Consider the following 17,004-nt stretch of genomic DNA (forward strand, 5'->3'; position numbering starts at 1 on the left):
GTTTTATTGTGCTAGCGCGGGCTGTGTCCGAATATCACCGGTTTTTGTCTTTTTGAAACCTGTTCGAAATGTTATCGAAATGTTGTAATTTATTGGGCTGCACATTGGAGCGTCTCAAACATTTTGCTCAATAACGACTCTTATCTACATGACACACCAATGTGTAGGCTCGTGATGACAAGAAAGAGACTTATTACAACGATTAGAACGTCTACGGTGACCGTCACAAACAGGTCTAAGCCGCACAAGGAGATCATGGATGCACAATCTTGCTGTTAATTTGGAGCGTAGCGCTTCGCTTTTTCCAACTAAAGCCGCTCTGCGTATGGGATCGGATGAAATGAGTTTTTCTCAGTTAGAACAACTTTCTGGAAACGTGGCTGCTAACTTGAAAAGACTTGGGTTGCAGAACGGAGATAAGGTAGCGTTGTCATGCCCGAACGTGACTTACTTTCCGATAGCCTATTACGGGATTCTAAAAGCGGGTTGTGTAGTCGTGCCTTTGAACGTGCTATTCAAGGCCAGAGAGATCGCTTATCACCTTAATGACTCTAACGCGAAGGCCTATTTATGTTTTGACGGCAGTGAAGAGCTTCCCATTGGTCGCTATGGTTTACAAGGTTTTGAGCAGGCAAACCACTGTGAACACTTTGTCGAGATGCCTATCCCAACAAACACAGACACTACTTTAGAAAGTAATGAGGAGCATGAATCAATCGCTGATTGGTTGGCACAACCTTTTACTCCTTTTGAGTCTGTGGCTTGTCATGGCGATGATACCGCTGTGATCCTTTATACCTCTGGCACGACGGGTCAACCAAAAGGGGCTGAGCTTTCCCACACCAACATGCAAACCAATGCGATGTCGTCACAGTATCTAATGAGATTGGAGTACAGCGACACCACAATGGCTACACTGCCTTTATTCCATAGCTTCGGTCAGACGGTGATGATGAACGCGAGTGTGCTAACAGGGTCCACCATGGTGTTGATTCCTCGTTTTGAACCGTCATTGGTTATTGAACAGATCATTAGCCATAAAGTCAGCGTGTTTGCGGGTGTTCCTACTATGTATATCGCGCTATTAAAGGCGGGAGAAGAGTCTTCTGATAGTTTAGAAAACACAAGCAAACGCTCTGAACAGGTTAAACACAGCTTGAGGTTAGGTGTTTCTGGCGGTGCTTCTATGCCGCTTGAGGTTATACGACAGTTTGAATCTCGTTTTGAATTACCAGTCTTAGAAGGTTATGGGCTCTCGGAAACGGCGCCGGTTGCGACCTTTAATCATATTGATGGCGATCGTTTATCGGGTAGTGTCGGTCAGCCTTTATGCGGCCACCTCATCAAGATTACTGATATACAAGGCAACTCTGTCGCTCTGGGTGAACTCGGCGAAGTCTGCATTAAAAGCCCAAGTGTGATGAAAGGCTATTATCAAAGGCCAGAGGCGACAGCTGAATCTATTCGTGATGGTTGGTTCTTAACGGGAGATATCGGTCGCGTCGATGAGCATGGCAATTTGTTCATTGTTGACCGTGTTAAAGACATGATTATTCGTGGTGGGTACAACGTTTATCCACGTGAAGTCGAAGAAGTGTTGATGTGTCACCCCGATGTCGAAATGGTCGCGGTGGTAGGCGAGCATCATGAACATTTAGGCGAGGAGATCCACGCGCATGTGGTTCTTCACGAACATACGCAATGTGATAGTGCCGCCTTGATAGCATGGTGTCGTGAGCAACTCGCCGACTACAAATACCCGCGTAAGGTATTCATTCGTAAAGCCTTACCCATGACAGCAACCGGAAAAATCTTGAAGCGTGAGTTACACCCACTAGAAATAGCGGAGATGGCAAATGGATAGTTATGATTTTATTATTGTTGGCGGTGGTTCAGCTGGGTGTGTGATGGCTTCTCGGCTGTCGGAAGATCCTGATGTGATGGTTTGCTTGTTAGAAGCGGGTGGTAAAGACACCAGCCCATTCATTCACACACCCGTTGGCGTGGTGGCGATGATGCCAACCAAACTCAATAATTGGGCATTCGAAACGGTTGAACAGCCGGGTTTGAACGGTCGTAAAGGCTATCAGCCTAGAGGTAAGACACTTGGCGGTTCTAGCTCTATCAATGCCATGATGTACGCTCGTGGACATCGCTATGACTACGATAGATGGGAAAGCTTGGGCAATGCTGGCTGGAACTATGAATCCTGTTTGCCTTACTTTAAGAAAGCAGAAAACAACGAAGTCCACCAAGATGAGTTCCATGGCCAAGGTGGTCCTCTTAATGTGGCCAATCTTAGATCGCCAAGCCCTATGTTGGAACGTTATTTAACGGCGTGTGAATCGATAGGTGTACCTCGTAATGAGGATATTAACGGCGCTGCTCAGTTTGGGGCGATGCCGACGCAGGTAACACAGCTGAATGGTGAACGATGCAGTGCTGCCAAGGCTTACTTAACGCCAAACCTTTCACGATCGAATCTCACGGTCGTGACTAAAGCCACCACACATAAGGTTTTGTTTGAAGGCAAGAAGGCGATTGGTGTTGAATATGGTTCTAGCGGAAAGCGTTATCAGATACGATGCAACAAAGAAGTGATTCTTTCCGCTGGCGCGTTTGGTTCTCCCCAATTGCTGTTACTGTCTGGTGTCGGTGCTCAAACTGAACTAGAGACACATGGAATCGAACAGGTTCATGAATTACCTGGAGTGGGCAAGAACCTTCAAGATCATATCGACTTAGTACATTCGTATAAATGCAGTGAAAAGCGTGAAACTTTTGGTATCTCGCTGCAAATGGCCTCTGAAATGACCAAAGCCTTACCACTATGGCACAAAGAACGCCGCGGTAAAATGAGCAGTAATTTTGCAGAGGGAATAGGCTTTCTCTGTTCCGAAGATCATATCGCTGTACCTGATTTAGAGTTTGTATTTGTGGTCGCTGTTGTAGATGACCATGCTAGAAAAATTCATACCAGTCATGGCTTTACCTCTCATGTCACCTTATTGCGACCGAAGAGCTACGGCACCGTAACGCTCAATAGTAATGATCCCTATGATCCGCCTAAGATCGATCCTGCGTTTTTCAGTCATCCTGAAGACATGGAGATCATGATTAAGGGCTGGAAGAAGCAGTATCAAATGTTAGAGAGTTCCGCGTTTGATGATATCCGAGGCAATGCTTTCTACCCTGTGGACGCCAGTGATGACAAGGCTATCGAGCAAGATATTCGCAATCGTGCAGACACTCAGTATCACCCGATCGGGACCTGTAAAATGGGACCTAGTAGCGATTCTTTAGCTGTGGTAGATAAAGATCTCAAAGTTTATGGATTGGATAATTTGAGAGTCATTGATGCTTCTGTGATGCCGACACTGATTGGGGCAAACACCAATGCACCAACCATTATGATTGCTGAGAAAGTCGCAGATCAAATCAAACAGCAATACGGGTTTGGCAAGCAAGAATCTAATATTCAAGCGAAAGGCGAAGCTGTAGTTTTATTCAAGAAGTTAAGTGATAACCATAAATAAAACAGTAGGTTAGATAGTCTTGATTTGGTAAGACTCTCTAACCTATTTTTGTGTGCTTACTTAGAATTAAGTAATGCTAAATCAATAGCTTAACCAATAGTATTACTTAGTTAGTGCTTGATTAAGCCACTGATCAAATTGACCTTTTGGCAGTGCACCGTTAATCGTATCAACACGTTGACCGTTCTTGAACACCATCACCGTTGGGATGCTTCTGATTTGATACATAGCCGCCAGTTGCTGTTGAGCTTCGGTATCAATTTTAACAAATCGAACATCGCCAGCGCGCTCTTTAGCGACATCGCTGAACACAGGTGCGAAACCTACACATGGGTTGCACCATGTCGCCCAAAAATCGACAACGACAGGCTGTGAACTGTTCAAAATTGATTGGAAATTCAGTGACGTACCTTCGATTGGTGCACCGTCTAGAAGTGCGTTTTTGCACTTACCACAAGTAGGGCTTTCTGAAATTCTTTCTGAAGGAACTCGGTTTACGCCACCGCAAGAAGGGCAACGTGTGTTGAATGTAGACATAACTTTCTCTTTTTATTGCGTCTCCGTGCCTAACGCGATTTACGAATCATGTACGGAACGCTTATACTGTTTAAAACAAGAATAAGATACTCAAATAAAAACAAACAATAAACAGGTAAATGATGACAAAATTTTACGCTGAAATTACGGGCTGGGGAAAGTGTCTGCCACCAGCCGTGCTATCCAATGATGATTTAAGCACTTTCATTGATACGTCTGACGAGTGGATTCGTACTCGAACTGGTATCGAAAATCGTCGTATCAGTCATGTAAATACCTCTGAGCTAGCGACCGTTGCTGCTCAACATGCAATGGCGTGTGCTGGTTTAACAGCCGAAGATATCGATCTTGTGATCGTAGCGACGTGCAGTCCAGACTCTCTTATTCCAAATACCGCGTCTAAAGTTCAACAGAACTTAGGCATCAAGAGCGCAGCAGCTTTTGACCTTAATGCAGCGTGTACAGGCTTTATCTACGGTGTTGAAACAGCAACTCGATTGATTCAAGCGGGCAACTACCGCAATGCGATCGTTGTGGGTGCAGAGCGTCTTTCATTCTTCATCGACTGGACCAAGCGTGATACTGCGGTTCTATTCGGTGATGGCGCTGGCGCTGTGGTTTTATCGCGTACTGAAGAACAAGTGGGTTTACAAGAAGCTCAAATCGGTTGTGACGCAGAGGGCCGTGACATTCTAGCAGTACCAAAATTCGGTACGTCTATGGACCGCTTTGCTGCTGATAACGGTTACTGGGATTTTGATTTCGTTGGTAAAGAGATCTTCAAGCGCGCAGTGAAAGGAATGGGCGCTGCAGCACATACAGTATTGAGTCGCACTGGCATCTCAACTGAAAACATCGATGTTGTGATTCCGCACCAAGCGAACATCCGAATTATTCAAACTCTGTGTGATATGGCGGGCATTGAACGTGAGAAAGCGTTTGTGAACATTCAAAACTATGGCAACACGTCGGCTGCGACTGTGCCAATTGCATTGTGTGAATCGTTAGAGCAAGGCTTTGTTAAACCGAACTCAAACATCCTTGTGGCGGCATTCGGTGCCGGTTTAACTTGGGGGGCAGGCCATATTAAGTGGGGTAGCCGTGTTGATCCGTTAGGTCAATCGGACGCTAAGCTTCCAGAAGCAGATAGCTCGGCATTAGAACTTCTAGAGAGAGCCATTTTACACTGTAAAACGCGTCCTAATTCTGAGAATGAGTAGCAGCATGGCGCAAGTTCGTTTTATGACAGAAGCCGACCTCGATGGAGCGGCTTTAGTTCACCAAGCTACTTTTGTTCGACAGCAAAACTCAAAAAATTGGTTACAATGTAACTTAAATGCTGCGCCACGCTTTCTTAACTTTGTTGCTGAAAGCGATGGCGAGATTGTCGGCTACATTATTTGGGTTCAAAAGAGTGGGTTTAGGCCTGAAGCTGTTTTGGAGCTAGAACAACTTGCTGTGTTACCGAGTGCTCAGGGGCAAGGATTGGGCAAAAAGTTGATTCTAGACTCTTTGCCTCAAGTGAAGCAGAAGCTATCAGAGCAGGGCTCGACACTAAAACATGTATTAGTGACCACCAGAGCAGATAACTTTGCACAAAAGCTCTATCAGTCGACATTGGGCGCTCAAGTCGAAACCACGATTTCAAACTTTTACTCAGCCGATGAAGTGCTTATGATAGCTCGCAATGTAGGTGAACGAATCTGATCGCTGAGTTCTTAGAACCATTATTATCAGCGGCATAACTCGATTAACGTTTTATTAGGGGCTTCTGTGGCCCTTTTGTTATTTCTTAGGAAGTATTTTGAAGAAAGTTTTAGCAATTGGCTACGTTTGGCCAGAACCGAATTCATCGGCGGCTGGCAGCCATATGATGTCTCTTTTACGTCTATTTAAGAGACAAGGTTGGTCAGTTGAATTTGCAACACCCGCTCAAGAAACCGAGCACATGATTGATCTCTCTGAAGAGGGCATCACAAGCCAATCTATACAGTTAAATTGCGATAGCTTTGACGATTACATTGAAGAGCTGCAGCCCGATGTTGTGATGTTTGACCGTTTTATGATGGAAGAACAGTTTGGTTGGCGTGTCGAGAAAGTATGCCCGAATGCCTTTAAGTTACTGGATACGGAAGACTTACAGTTTCTGCGTAATGCTCGACACGAAGCGGTTAAGAAAGAAACAGATCTGACCAAAGCACACTTGTACAGTGACTTGGCTAAACGTGAAATTGCCGCGATTTTGCGCTGTGATCTTTCGTTGATCATTTCAAGTTACGAGATGGAACTGCTTCAATCTGAGTTCAATATCGATCCCAAACTGCTTCATCATCTGCCGTTCATGGTTGATCTTAATACGCTTCCTGAAAGCACGAAAAGCTTTGAAGAACGTAAGCATTTCATGACGATAGGCAACTTTAGACACGCACCGAACTGGGATGCCGTACTTCAGCTACAGAAGATTTGGCCGAAGATTCGTAAACAGTTACCTGACACTGAACTTCATATTTATGGATCGTATCCGCCGCCAAAAGCAACCGCTTTGCATAACCCTAAAACTGGCTTCCATATCAAAGGTTGGGCGAAAGACGCTCAAGAAGTGATGGAGCAGGCTCGTGTGTGTGTTGCACCTTTACGATTTGGCGCAGGCATTAAAGGCAAGTTACTTGATGCGATGAAGCTACAGACTCCGAATGTAACCAGCGAGATCGGCAGTGAAGGCATGCTACCGCAAGGTGAACTGCAATGGCCGGGCGCAGTGTCAGATGATATTGATGAGTTTGTTGAACAAGCTGTCGCTCTTTATAAAGATGAAAAGAAATGGCTTAAAGCTCAAAGCCAATGTCATTCAATTCTTGAAGCGCACTATGAACAGAATCAACTGGGCGACAAATTGATCGAGCGACTGACTGCGCTAGGTTCTGAGCTTGATGCGCATCGACTGAATAATTTCTTTGGTTCAATGCTTAAGCACCATAGTATGGCGAGCACTAAGTACATGTCGCAATGGATTGCTGAGAAGAACAAGGTCAAATAGCTGTGCTTTACCAAAGACAGAATAAATCTTAAGCCCTTAGGTTAACACCTAGGGGCTTTTTTCATGCAGGGCGCTTGTTAATTCCAGACTTACAAAACGATACATACTCGCAGTACATTAGCATTGACTAATTTATATTTATTAGTAAACTCTAATTTATAGGTTGTTATGAGTTTATGATGTTTGTGGATAGGAGAGGTTTGTGCTTAGTTTGATTCCTTGGGATGCTTTTTTCGGCGGCATGTTGTTAGGCGTGTCGGCCATTGTTTTAATGTTGGGGATTGGTCGAGTTGCTGGCATTAGTGGCATTGTCAGCCGATTATTGCCAACTGGCACCAGCAACAAAGAACGTAAAGATGCGGATACAGCAAACACCGAAAAACACTGGCGTATCGCCTTTGTTGTGGGAATGGTCGCAAGTGGTTGGCTATTAATTCCGACGGGCTACCAACTTCCGCAGTTAGAAGAGATGAATCTCGCTTTAGTGATTATTGCTGGCCTTCTGGTGGGCTTTGGTACTAAAACAGCGAACGGTTGTACTAGCGGGCATGGCATTGTCGGAATGGCGCGTTTATCTAAACGTTCTATTGTTGCGACCTGTGTATTTATGGGTGTGGCAATCGTAACCGTGTTTATCAAGAATCTGACTGGCTTGGGGGCATAATGAAAAACGCTTCATTTACTATCGTTATCGGTTTGGTCGCAGGTATTCTTTTTGGCTCTGGCATGATCATCTCAGGGATGGTTGATCCTGAGAAGGTACTCGGCTTCTTAGACATTACCGGTAACTGGGACATTAGTTTGGCATTCGTCATGGGTGGCGCGCTATTGGTCTTTGCACCGTTTTATCATCTGGTCATTAAAAAGCGCGCTAAAGCCATCAATGGCGAGCCGTTAGATAGCCGTAACAATCCGTTGATAGACAGAAAGCTGATTCTTGGATCTACAGCGTTTGGCTTAGGCTGGGGGATTGCAGGCTTTTGCCCAGGCCCTGCGGTAACCAGCCTAAGTGGCGGCAACCCGACGGTGTGGGTGTTTATGATAAGCATGCTGGTGGGAATGTGGCTGGCGGATCGTATGAACAAAACGTGTTAGTAGCAAGCTTATAGCTGATTACATTGGCTTTGACGTTATCCGTTCTGAGCTGACCAAGCATAGAGGTTGACTCGCTTTCAGCACGAAAGTCAGTCAGCCTCTTTCTATATTTACTGTTTCTATTATTTTCAGTTATCTACAATCTGCTGTTATCTAAAATCTACTATTTAATAGTCGTTGAAACTGGACAGTGGTCGCTGAGTTTGTAGTCCAGAACATCTTGTGTTTCAAATACCTTCTGCTTTGCAGGAGAAGCATTTAGCGACTCACTCACCACAATATGATCAATAACAGAGCGGAACTGATGTGTGCGATAATTGTTGCGGTTAGAGCGTACCTTACAATCTGCACGGGTCTTTCGTGTCGCTAACTGCGCATCAGTATATTGTGATAACTCTTTCCACATCCAATCTCGTGAGTAAGCGAGGTTATGGTTAAAGTCGCCAAGAATGGCGTAGTCTTCGTTATTGCGCTCTCTTTGCTTTATCCACTTGTTCAGTTGCTGAGCTTGCTCTTTTAAACGAGAGCAATCGCGGTTGGACTTATACGCTCCGCTACAACCTGCCTTTAAATGCACAGACAACATGTGAATGGGTTTAAAGTTTGTTTCTACAACGATATAGCTGGCAAACCTAAGTTTACTGTTGGATGTGGTTTCAAGCGGAAAGTCAGCGTAGTCGGTGAGGGCTACTCCTTTACGAACTGCAAATCCCGTGTATTGGTTCACTTCTTTAAATTGGCGGTTGCTGTTCTTAGATAGCGCCCGGTCAGACATCAATATCTTGTATTGATCACCAGCCACACGCTGAATGGCATTTACGTTATCGACTTCTTGAAACGCAACCACGTCTGCGTCTAAGGATTGAAAATAAGTTGCGAGTTTGTCGAAATCAGCTTGATCACGTTTGTCAGAAAACTTATTCACAGCCTCGTTGGTTGATAACCATTCGATATTCCAACTGGATATGGTCAAAGGTTCAGCAAATGTCTGGCTACTGAGTAAGCAGCCTAACATTATCCAGTTTTGAAGTCGTTTCATGCCAAATATCCCTAATTTTGTCTGCCAATATTGATGAGCCGTTATCCTACAACACTTACCAAAAATTCAACTCTTTTTAGGAGTTTTTTTATTGTTACATTGTTTCTTTTCGACTTGAGAACTAGCGTAATAATATTGAATTGATCTTAGTCAGCGTTCTCTTTTTATTGATCCAAATCAATACTCAAAGTTGGTGGTTCTCGTTAAATACGCCACAATATCTAGTGTTAGTTAAACGATAAATCGCTCTATATAGTGTGTTTGTGGATAAGTCTGTGAATACCTCAAGAGTAAGGAGAAGTGGTGAAATCAATCGTAATCAAGCGTGATGGCTCAAGAGCTCCATTCAGTAGAGATCGCATCCAAGCTGCAGTGGAAGCAGCATCAGACAAAGCCGATAAGGAAATTGCTATTTATGCACTGAATGTGGCATTAGCAGTTGAGTTGAAGCTCGAAGACTACGATGAAGTTCATATCTCTGAAATTCAAACCATGGTCGAGAACGAGCTAATGCAGGGACCATACAAGTCTCTGGCTCGTGCCTACATTGAATATCGTCATGACCGCGACATCGCCCGTGAGAAGCAAAGCGCTTTAACTCGTGAGATCGAAGGTTTGATCGAAGAAAGCAACGTTGATCTAATCAATGAAAACGCGAACAAAGATGGCAAAGTAATCCCAACTCAGCGTGACCTGCTGGCGGGTATCGTGGCTAAACACTATGCGAAAACTCACATTTTGCCACGTGATATCGTACATGCTCACGAATGTGGTGATATTCACTACCACGATCTAGACTACGCACCGTTCTTCCCAATGTTTAACTGCATGCTTATCGATCTGAAAGGCATGTTAACGCATGGCTTCAAGATGGGTAACGCGGAAATCGACACACCTAAGTCTATTTCTACGGCGACAGCGGTAACCGCGCAGATCATCGCGCAAGTGGCGAGTCACATCTACGGCGGCACAACGATTAACCGCATCGATGAGGTTCTTGAACCTTACGTTATGGCGAGCTACGAGAAGCACTTATCGCTAGCGAAAGAGTGGGACATTCATAGCCCAGAAGCTTTTGCTATCTCTCGCACAGAGAAAGAGTGTTACGACGCGTTCCAATCTCTGGAGTACGAAGTAAACACGCTGCACACCGCTAATGGTCAAACACCATTCGTGACGTTTGGTTTTGGTTTAGGTGAAAGCTGGGGCTCGAAATTGATTCAGCAATCAATCTTGAAAAACCGCATTGCAGGTTTGGGTAAGAACCGTAAAACAGCCGTGTTCCCTAAACTGGTATTTGCGATCAAAGATGGTTTGAACCACCAGAAGCAAGATCCAAACTACGACATCAAGCAATTAGCGCTAGAGTGTGCGTCTAAGCGTATGTACCCAGACATTCTTAACTACGACAAAGTAGTAGAAGTGACAGGGTCATTTAAAACTCCTATGGGTTGTCGTAGCTTCTTGAATACTTACGAAGAAAATGGTGAGTTGATTCACGAAGGCCGTAACAACTTAGGTGTTGTTAGCTTGAACTTGCCACGTATTGCGATTAACGCAAAACAAGATATGGCTAAGTTCTACGAACTGCTTGATGATAAACTCAAGCTGGCTCGTCGTGCATTAGAAACTCGTATTTCTCGTCTAGAAAACGTGAAAGCACGTGTTGCTCCAATCCTATACATGGAAGGTGCATGTGGCGTTCGCTTGAAAGCAGACGACTCTATCGCTGATATCTTTAAGAACGGCCGTGCTTCTGTTTCTCTTGGTTACATTGGTATCCACGAAGCAATGACTGCGCTTTACGGTACTGACGTTCACCTGTACGACGATGGCGAAATGCGTGCTAAAGCGCTTGAGCTGGTGGAGTACATGAAGCGTGAAGTGGAATCTTGGACGAAAGAGACAGGTTACGCATTCAGCCTATACGGCACACCAAGTGAAAACCTATGTAGCCGTTTCTGCAGCATCGACACCAAAGAATTTGGTGTGATTGATGGTGTGACAGACCGTGGTTACTACACCAACAGCTTCCACTTAGATGTGCAGAAGACAGTGAACCCATACGACAAGATCGATTTCGAGATGCCTTATCCTGAAATTTCTAGCGGTGGTTTTATCTGTTACGGCGAATTCCCGAACATGCAGAAGAACATCGAAGCACTAGAAAACGTATGGGATTACAGCTACACACGTGTTCCTTACTACGGCACTAACACACCGATTGATGAGTGTTACGAATGTGGTTACAACGGTGAGTTCGACTGTACAAGTAAGGGCTTTACGTGTCCTAAATGTGGCAACCATGACTCAACCAAAGTATCGGTGACGCGCCGTGTTTGTGGTTACCTTGGTAGCCCAGATGCACGACCATTTAACTTCGGTAAGCAAGAAGAAGTTAAACGCCGCGTGAAGCATCTTTAGTAAGCTCTAAGATTATTAGCTAGCTTACTTAGAAGAGCTACGTTTCAAGAAATATGTTTGGTATCGGCGCTATGTCGATACCAATTCATTTGTTTCAACTCTCGCTACTTTTCGAGTTAAACCATTAAGCCATCACGAGTTTTCAATACTGCCTTATGAATTATCACCAATATCACCCAATCGACGTTGTAAATGGCCCTGGAACACGCTGCACTTTGTTTGTGTCGGGTTGTGTACACCAGTGTCGCGGGTGTTATAACCAATCAACGCAAAGGTTGGACTCCGGGCATTTGTTTACTCAAGAGCTGCAAGACCACATTATCGCTGATCTCAATGATCCACGAATCAAGCGTCGTGGCTTGTCGCTTTCTGGTGGTGATCCTTTGCATCCTGCAAACGTGTCTGAAGTGCTTAAGCTTGTTCAGCGTGTAAAAGCAGAATGTGAAGGCAAAGACATCTGGATGTGGACGGGCTACGAGCTCGACGAACTCGACGAAAAGCAGAGGCAAGTACTTGAATATGTTGATACTTTGATTGATGGTCGTTTTGAGCAAGATAAAGCGGATCCAATGTTGGATTGGCGTGGTAGTTCAAACCAAATCATCCATCGATTTACTGATATATAACTGCTGTCGTGACTTTGCACACTCGTAAACGAAAAAGGGCTTCATCGTTAGCGCAATGCTACAAATCAGCCCTTGGGTGTGAGTTCTTTGAATCTATCGCCTGTTTATATAGGAATGTGCTCAGGCTCGTCGATTAGATTGTTGATCCATTTCTTAGAGTGAATTCGCTGGCTAGTTAAAGCGATCTTCGCTAACTCCTCCAGTAACACAATCATCAAAACCCATTCTAGCGGCCAACCCAACACCAGCGCAGTAAAGTAAGCAAGGGGAATACCGATTGCCCATTGGCCAAACAGGTCGATGAAGATACTGTAGTTGATGTCTCCACCACTTTTCAGCACGCCACCAATACCAACCATATTGAAGACTCTTAGTATCATGCCGAGTGCCATGACTAAGGTGACGTTAACGGCTGTCTCTTTGAGCTCTAAGTGAGTAAGGCCGATCATGTATACGATCGCGGGTTTAGCAAACCAACACACCAAGGCTAATATAGCCGCAAGCCCACAGCTGACCAATACATAACCCCATGCGGTGTTCTCAACACGTTGATAGTTCTTCGCGCCGATCTCGTTGCCTAGAATGATCGAAGCGGCGACCGCAAACCCCATGAACGCCGAGATCAAGATACTTTCTACTGGCGATAACAGCGAAATGATCGCAAGCTCTCCAACACCCATTTGCCCAACTATCACGTTATAAATAAGAATCCCGCCCGCCCATGCTGTGTCATGAACCAACATAGGTATTGCTATCGTGAAGTACTTCTTTCTATGCTTCGGTAATATCGCTTCTCGCCAATTACTTAATGTCGGGAATAGATGCGCGTAGTATTTCTTCGCCATGATAAGCAGCGCTATCGTCTGAAAGAATCGAGACACCGTGGTGCCAATAGCCGCACCAACTACGCCCAGTTCTGGAAATCCAAACAAACCAAAGATCAGCAATGCATTGAGAATCGCATTAACGATGATTGCCCAAATACTGATCTTGGTGGGTAGCTTGGCTTCGCCGACCGATCGCAGTGCGCTTTCTAAGGGCACTACGATCGCGGTACCAAAAAGGCTGGCTCCTGTTATCCAAAGGTAATCCGTTGCCAAGCGGACGTAATCAGGGTCTGAGGCCACCACAGACACGACTGATTCAGGAGCCAATGTATAAATCAACACAAAGGGGATGATGGTAAAGACAGACAATGTCCATGACTGTGCTAATGTGCGTCTAATTCCGTTGAAATCTCCCGCACCGAAATATTGCGAAGCTAGCACACTGACAGCGCCGCTAATCCCGGATACCATGATCAAGTTGAAGAAAAATATGCGGTTACCCACACCAACCGCCGCAGTTGCAGAGTCACCCAGTTGGTTAACCATAAAAATATCGACCACGCCGAGTAATGAAAACAACATGGTTTGTAGCGATACAGGCAAACCGATGTGTAAAAGCTTTTGCCAAAAATCTTTGTCTAGATGACGATATGTCGAGCGCATCGCATTTCCCCTGTGGTTAATATGCGAGAAGTTTATCGGTATTTGTTTTGGCTGTATTGTTCAGGTTCATCACAAACTTTTGCCAAACTATCTATTTTCAAAAGCTTCCTATTTGTCAAAACGACCTGTTTTCAAAATCATCTATTTCAAAACTATCGAATGACTAATGTGGCGATTTAATTGCAGACAAACCTAATGAGCGACCAGTGAAATGAGTGAGAAACACGAACGGTACGAGATCTCTGATCAGACACACCAAGAGTTTGTCGATCAAAGCCATGTATTGGCATTCGAAGAATTGGGTATCGTTCAGTGTGGGACGGCGTCGTGCCGAGATTTCTTTTCTGTCCATCGGAAGAATCCACAGAAACACATGCTGCTTTACACGGTTAGGGGCAAAGGGTGGTTAGAAAGTGGGGCGTGTCGCTATATTCTAGAGCCGGGGTCGTGCATTACTGTGCCTGCAGGCGTTGAGAATGGCTTTGGGATTGAAGAAGAAACATGGCAGATAGCGTGGATCTTTCTATCGCCTGATAAGCATTGGGATAATGTCGTCAATGATGAAGTGAGTTATACGCTCTCTCCTGCAGCCGAAGTCGTCTCGACTTGTATTCATACCTTGCTGAGAAGTATTGCCTTGCCCATTGATTTAGGCGGAGCGATTGCCATTCACAGCGTAGCCCAAATAGAGTTCATGATTAATGCACCAGTCCCGCAGCAACAGTCTCGAACTTTGATTCGCTTGAGACGTGTGTTCGACAGTGTTCAAAAGCAGCTTCATAAAGAGTGGAATGTGCATGAGCTAGCAAACCTATTTCCTTGTTCAGAGCCGCACTTCCATCGTTTGTGCCAACGTTATTACTCTCATAGCCCGATGACTCATATTATGCGTATGAGAATGGAATACGCTGCTCGTTTGTTGAAATCGAGTGATTGGTCGATTCAACATATTGGCGAGATCGTGGGGTACCCGAATGCAGCGAACTTTAGTACTCGATTTAAAGCTTGGTCGGGCATGACACCAAGGCAATTCAAACAAGGCATTTAGCTGAGAATCAACAAGGTACTTCTTAAACAAGCTACTGCTCTTTTGATAAAGCACTAAAAGTGTTCGAAATTTACGCTGTTTTGTGACGTAAAATGACCAATCTCTGTTTACTTATTCTAACTAAGCGCTTCTATTAAAAAATGTTTCTGATTTGTCTACGATAATGTTAACGTGAAACTCATTACTTGAATTTCAAAGGGTTGTGACTTTCATGTTTTCACATCTACCAAAACCAACTTTAGATCCAATTCTATCTCTTTCTGTTGCTTACCGCGGCGATACTCGTACTGATAAAGTCGACTTAGGCATTGGCGTTTACAAAAACGATCAAGGCGAAACTCCGATCATGAAAGCCGTTTCTATGGCTCAAGATATCGTTGTTGAAACGCAGAAAACCAAAGCTTACGTTGGCCTAGCAGGCTGTGAAGAGTTCAACCAGAGCATGGTTGATCTGCTGCTTAAAGGGACTTCTGCAATGGATCGCGTTGCTGCGATTCAAACACCGGGTGCAAGTGGTGCACTTCGCATGTTGGGTGACTTAATGAAAGTTTCTCAACCAGACACCACGGTTTGGATTTCAAACCCAAGCTACGTTAACCACAAACCGGTGATGGAAGCGGCAGGCTTAAAAGTTCGATATTACAATTACTTCAGTCCTGAAACGAAGCAAGTTGATACTGCAAGAATGTTGGATGACCTTTCAAAAGCGGGTCCATCAGATGTGGTACTACTGCACGGTTGCTGTCATAACCCAACGGGTGCGGATATCGACTTTGAGGCGTGGCAGGAAATTACCAAACTATCGCAGAAAAATGGCTTCTTGCCGTTCGTTGATATTGCTTACCAAGGCTTTGGTGATGGCTTAGAAGAAGACGCAAAAGGTCTTCAACACATGGCTAACAACGTCGAAGAGATGTTGATTACGACATCTTGCTCGAAGAACTTCGGTTTATACCGTGAAAGAACGGGTGCCGCTATCGTGATTGGCAAAAACAGCGAACACGTTGGCAATGCTAAAGGTAAGCTTCTAACGCTTGCTCGTTCAACTTACACAATGCCGCCAGATCATGGTGCAGCTTTGGTTAAAACAATTCTTCAGAATCAAGAGCTAACCTCGATTTGGAAGCAAGAATTGAGTGAAATGCAGCAACGTTTGTTAAATCTGCGCCAAAGTTTATGTGATGAATTGCGAAATACTTATAACACGTCACAATTTGACTTCATTGAAAGCCATAAAGGCATGTTTAGTGTACTAGGCTTTAAAGAAACTCAAATGAATCAATTACGTGAAGAATATGGAGTCTATGGTGTTGGTGATGGACGCATCAATATCGCAGGCCTTTCCGAATCTCATATTCCTTATGTAGCAAAAGCGATAGCAAACGTTTCAAAATAGAAGGTGACTGAATGTATAATTGGAAAGCGATTGTAGTTTTAATGCTAAGTGGTGGCCTGTTTGCTTGTTCGGCTACAACTCAAGCTCCTGTTGAGCCAGAGCAAAAGCCTCAAATCGAACAACCTGTTGTGGATGACTCTTCAAAAACTGACGCAACAGAAGGCGAGAAAGTAACGGAACCTACTGAGAAGCCTGAAGAAGTAAAACCAACTGAGCCGGAAGTAAAACCTGCACCTGTTGAAAAACCAGTAGAGAAGGTTAGAAAAACAAGTGACGGCAAACTGATTCTTGGTGAAGAAGAGTGGGTGTTTGTTCCTGGTTTAAAAGAAGCGTTTAAAGCACGTGTCGATACCGGTGCAACAACCTCTTCAATCAGTGCAGTTGATATTGTTGATTTTGAACGTGACGGCAAAGACTGGGTTAAGTTCAAGATTGAACACGACGGAATTACAACTGAAGAGATCAGCTTACCAGTAGAACGCTGGGTTAAGATCAAGCAATCAAGCGCAGAAGGCACACAACGACGCGCTGTGGTTGTAGCTTCGATTCAAATTGGCGATCTAAAAGACAAAACTGAATTTACGCTAGCCGACCGAACGCATCTTTCTTTCCCACTTCTGTTGGGTAGAAGCTTCTTTAGAGATGTTGCGGTTGTCGACGTGAGCAAAAAATACGTTCAGAAGAAAATTACTAAATAACAAGTTCTGCTCGTCATCAAAGCTTTTCGTTTTGAAGAGCTATAGTTTCAAAGGTGACGGGCTTAAAAGACTTTTAGT

15 protein-coding genes are annotated in these 17,004 nt (G+C 44.5%); 12 read left to right on the forward strand and 3 right to left on the reverse strand.

What is annotated here, in order from left to right; translation table 11 throughout:
• Positions 1-259: 259 nt before the first annotated feature.
• Both AB4512_RS17155 and AB4512_RS17160 read left to right on the forward strand, forming a co-directional pair.
• Positions 260-1,864, forward strand: coding sequence for a long-chain fatty acid--CoA ligase (locus tag AB4512_RS17155; protein WP_372175230.1), 1,605 nt, complete (start codon positions 260-262; stop codon positions 1,862-1,864).
• Positions 1,857-3,536, forward strand: coding sequence for a GMC family oxidoreductase (locus tag AB4512_RS17160; RefSeq protein WP_136978230.1), 1,680 nt, complete (start codon positions 1,857-1,859; stop codon positions 3,534-3,536). The genes AB4512_RS17155 and AB4512_RS17160 overlap by 8 nt, the downstream gene beginning before the upstream one ends.
• Positions 3,537-3,638: 102 nt before the next feature.
• Here AB4512_RS17160 and trxC read toward each other — a convergent pair whose 3' ends face one another.
• Positions 3,639-4,073 (reverse strand): thioredoxin TrxC, encoded by a 435-nt coding sequence (gene trxC, locus AB4512_RS17165; protein ID WP_017060125.1) that lies wholly within the window; start codon positions 4,071-4,073, stop codon positions 3,639-3,641.
• A 122-nt stretch (positions 4,074-4,195) separates the two neighbouring features.
• Between trxC and AB4512_RS17170 the strand changes: the two genes are divergently transcribed.
• The 5 genes from AB4512_RS17170 (at position 4,196) to AB4512_RS17190 (ending at position 8,205) form a co-directional block, all read left to right on the forward strand.
• The gene (locus AB4512_RS17170) at positions 4,196-5,293 is read left to right on the forward strand and encodes a ketoacyl-ACP synthase III (RefSeq protein WP_017060124.1); all 1,098 of its coding nucleotides are present in this window, start codon (positions 4,196-4,198) and stop codon (positions 5,291-5,293) included.
• Between the two features lie 22 nt (positions 5,294-5,315).
• A complete protein-coding gene (locus tag AB4512_RS17175) occupies positions 5,316-5,780 on the forward strand; it encodes a GNAT family N-acetyltransferase (protein WP_029235379.1) in 465 nt (154 codons plus the stop codon).
• A gap of 97 nt (positions 5,781-5,877) precedes the next feature.
• Complete coding sequence (locus AB4512_RS17180; RefSeq protein WP_372175231.1) at positions 5,878-7,110, forward strand: glycosyltransferase; 1,233 nt, start codon at positions 5,878-5,880, stop codon at positions 7,108-7,110.
• A gap of 202 nt (positions 7,111-7,312) precedes the next feature.
• Positions 7,313-7,774: a YeeE/YedE family protein gene (locus tag AB4512_RS17185; RefSeq protein WP_010429747.1), complete on the forward strand. Its 462-nt coding sequence runs from the start codon at positions 7,313-7,315 to the stop codon at positions 7,772-7,774.
• On the forward strand, positions 7,774-8,205 hold the full coding sequence (locus tag AB4512_RS17190) for a YeeE/YedE family protein (protein WP_016787649.1): 432 nt from the start codon (positions 7,774-7,776) through the stop codon (positions 8,203-8,205). The genes AB4512_RS17185 and AB4512_RS17190 overlap by 1 nt, the downstream gene beginning before the upstream one ends.
• Before the next feature lie 163 nt (positions 8,206-8,368).
• Here the strand turns inward: AB4512_RS17190 and AB4512_RS17195 are convergent, their stop codons facing one another.
• Positions 8,369-9,244: an endonuclease/exonuclease/phosphatase family protein gene (locus AB4512_RS17195; RefSeq protein WP_017064569.1), complete on the reverse strand. Its 876-nt coding sequence runs from the start codon at positions 9,242-9,244 to the stop codon at positions 8,369-8,371.
• A 303-nt stretch (positions 9,245-9,547) separates the two neighbouring features.
• On the opposite strand from AB4512_RS17195, the gene nrdD reads away from it, so the two are divergent.
• The gene (gene nrdD, locus AB4512_RS17200; protein ID WP_102394372.1) at positions 9,548-11,668 is read left to right on the forward strand and encodes an anaerobic ribonucleoside-triphosphate reductase; all 2,121 of its coding nucleotides are present in this window, start codon (positions 9,548-9,550) and stop codon (positions 11,666-11,668) included.
• 155 nt (positions 11,669-11,823) lie between these two features.
• Positions 11,824-12,294, forward strand: a complete 471-nt coding sequence (gene nrdG, locus AB4512_RS17205; protein WP_017069098.1) for an anaerobic ribonucleoside-triphosphate reductase-activating protein — start codon at positions 11,824-11,826, stop codon at positions 12,292-12,294.
• Between the two features lie 104 nt (positions 12,295-12,398).
• Here the strand turns inward: nrdG and AB4512_RS17210 are convergent, their stop codons facing one another.
• Positions 12,399-13,784 carry an MATE family efflux transporter gene (locus tag AB4512_RS17210; RefSeq protein WP_372175232.1) on the reverse strand — a complete coding sequence of 462 codons (1,386 nt, stop codon included), beginning with the start codon at positions 13,782-13,784 and terminating at the stop codon, positions 12,399-12,401.
• A gap of 211 nt (positions 13,785-13,995) precedes the next feature.
• Between AB4512_RS17210 and AB4512_RS17215 the strand changes: the two genes are divergently transcribed.
• The 3 genes from AB4512_RS17215 (at position 13,996) to AB4512_RS17225 (ending at position 16,926) form a co-directional block, all read left to right on the forward strand.
• Positions 13,996-14,832, forward strand: coding sequence for an AraC family transcriptional regulator (locus tag AB4512_RS17215; RefSeq protein ID WP_372175233.1), 837 nt, complete (start codon positions 13,996-13,998; stop codon positions 14,830-14,832).
• A 211-nt stretch (positions 14,833-15,043) separates the two neighbouring features.
• Positions 15,044-16,228 carry an amino acid aminotransferase gene (locus AB4512_RS17220; RefSeq protein ID WP_017060118.1) on the forward strand — a complete coding sequence of 395 codons (1,185 nt, stop codon included), beginning with the start codon at positions 15,044-15,046 and terminating at the stop codon, positions 16,226-16,228.
• A gap of 11 nt (positions 16,229-16,239) precedes the next feature.
• Complete coding sequence (locus AB4512_RS17225) at positions 16,240-16,926, forward strand: ATP-dependent zinc protease (RefSeq protein WP_017069095.1); 687 nt, start codon at positions 16,240-16,242, stop codon at positions 16,924-16,926.
• Positions 16,927-17,004 lie beyond the last annotated feature (78 nt).

The sequence above is a fragment of the Vibrio sp. 10N.222.52.B7 genome, from assembly GCF_041474275.1.
Lineage (GTDB): Bacteria > Pseudomonadota > Gammaproteobacteria > Enterobacterales > Vibrionaceae > Vibrio > Vibrio crassostreae_C.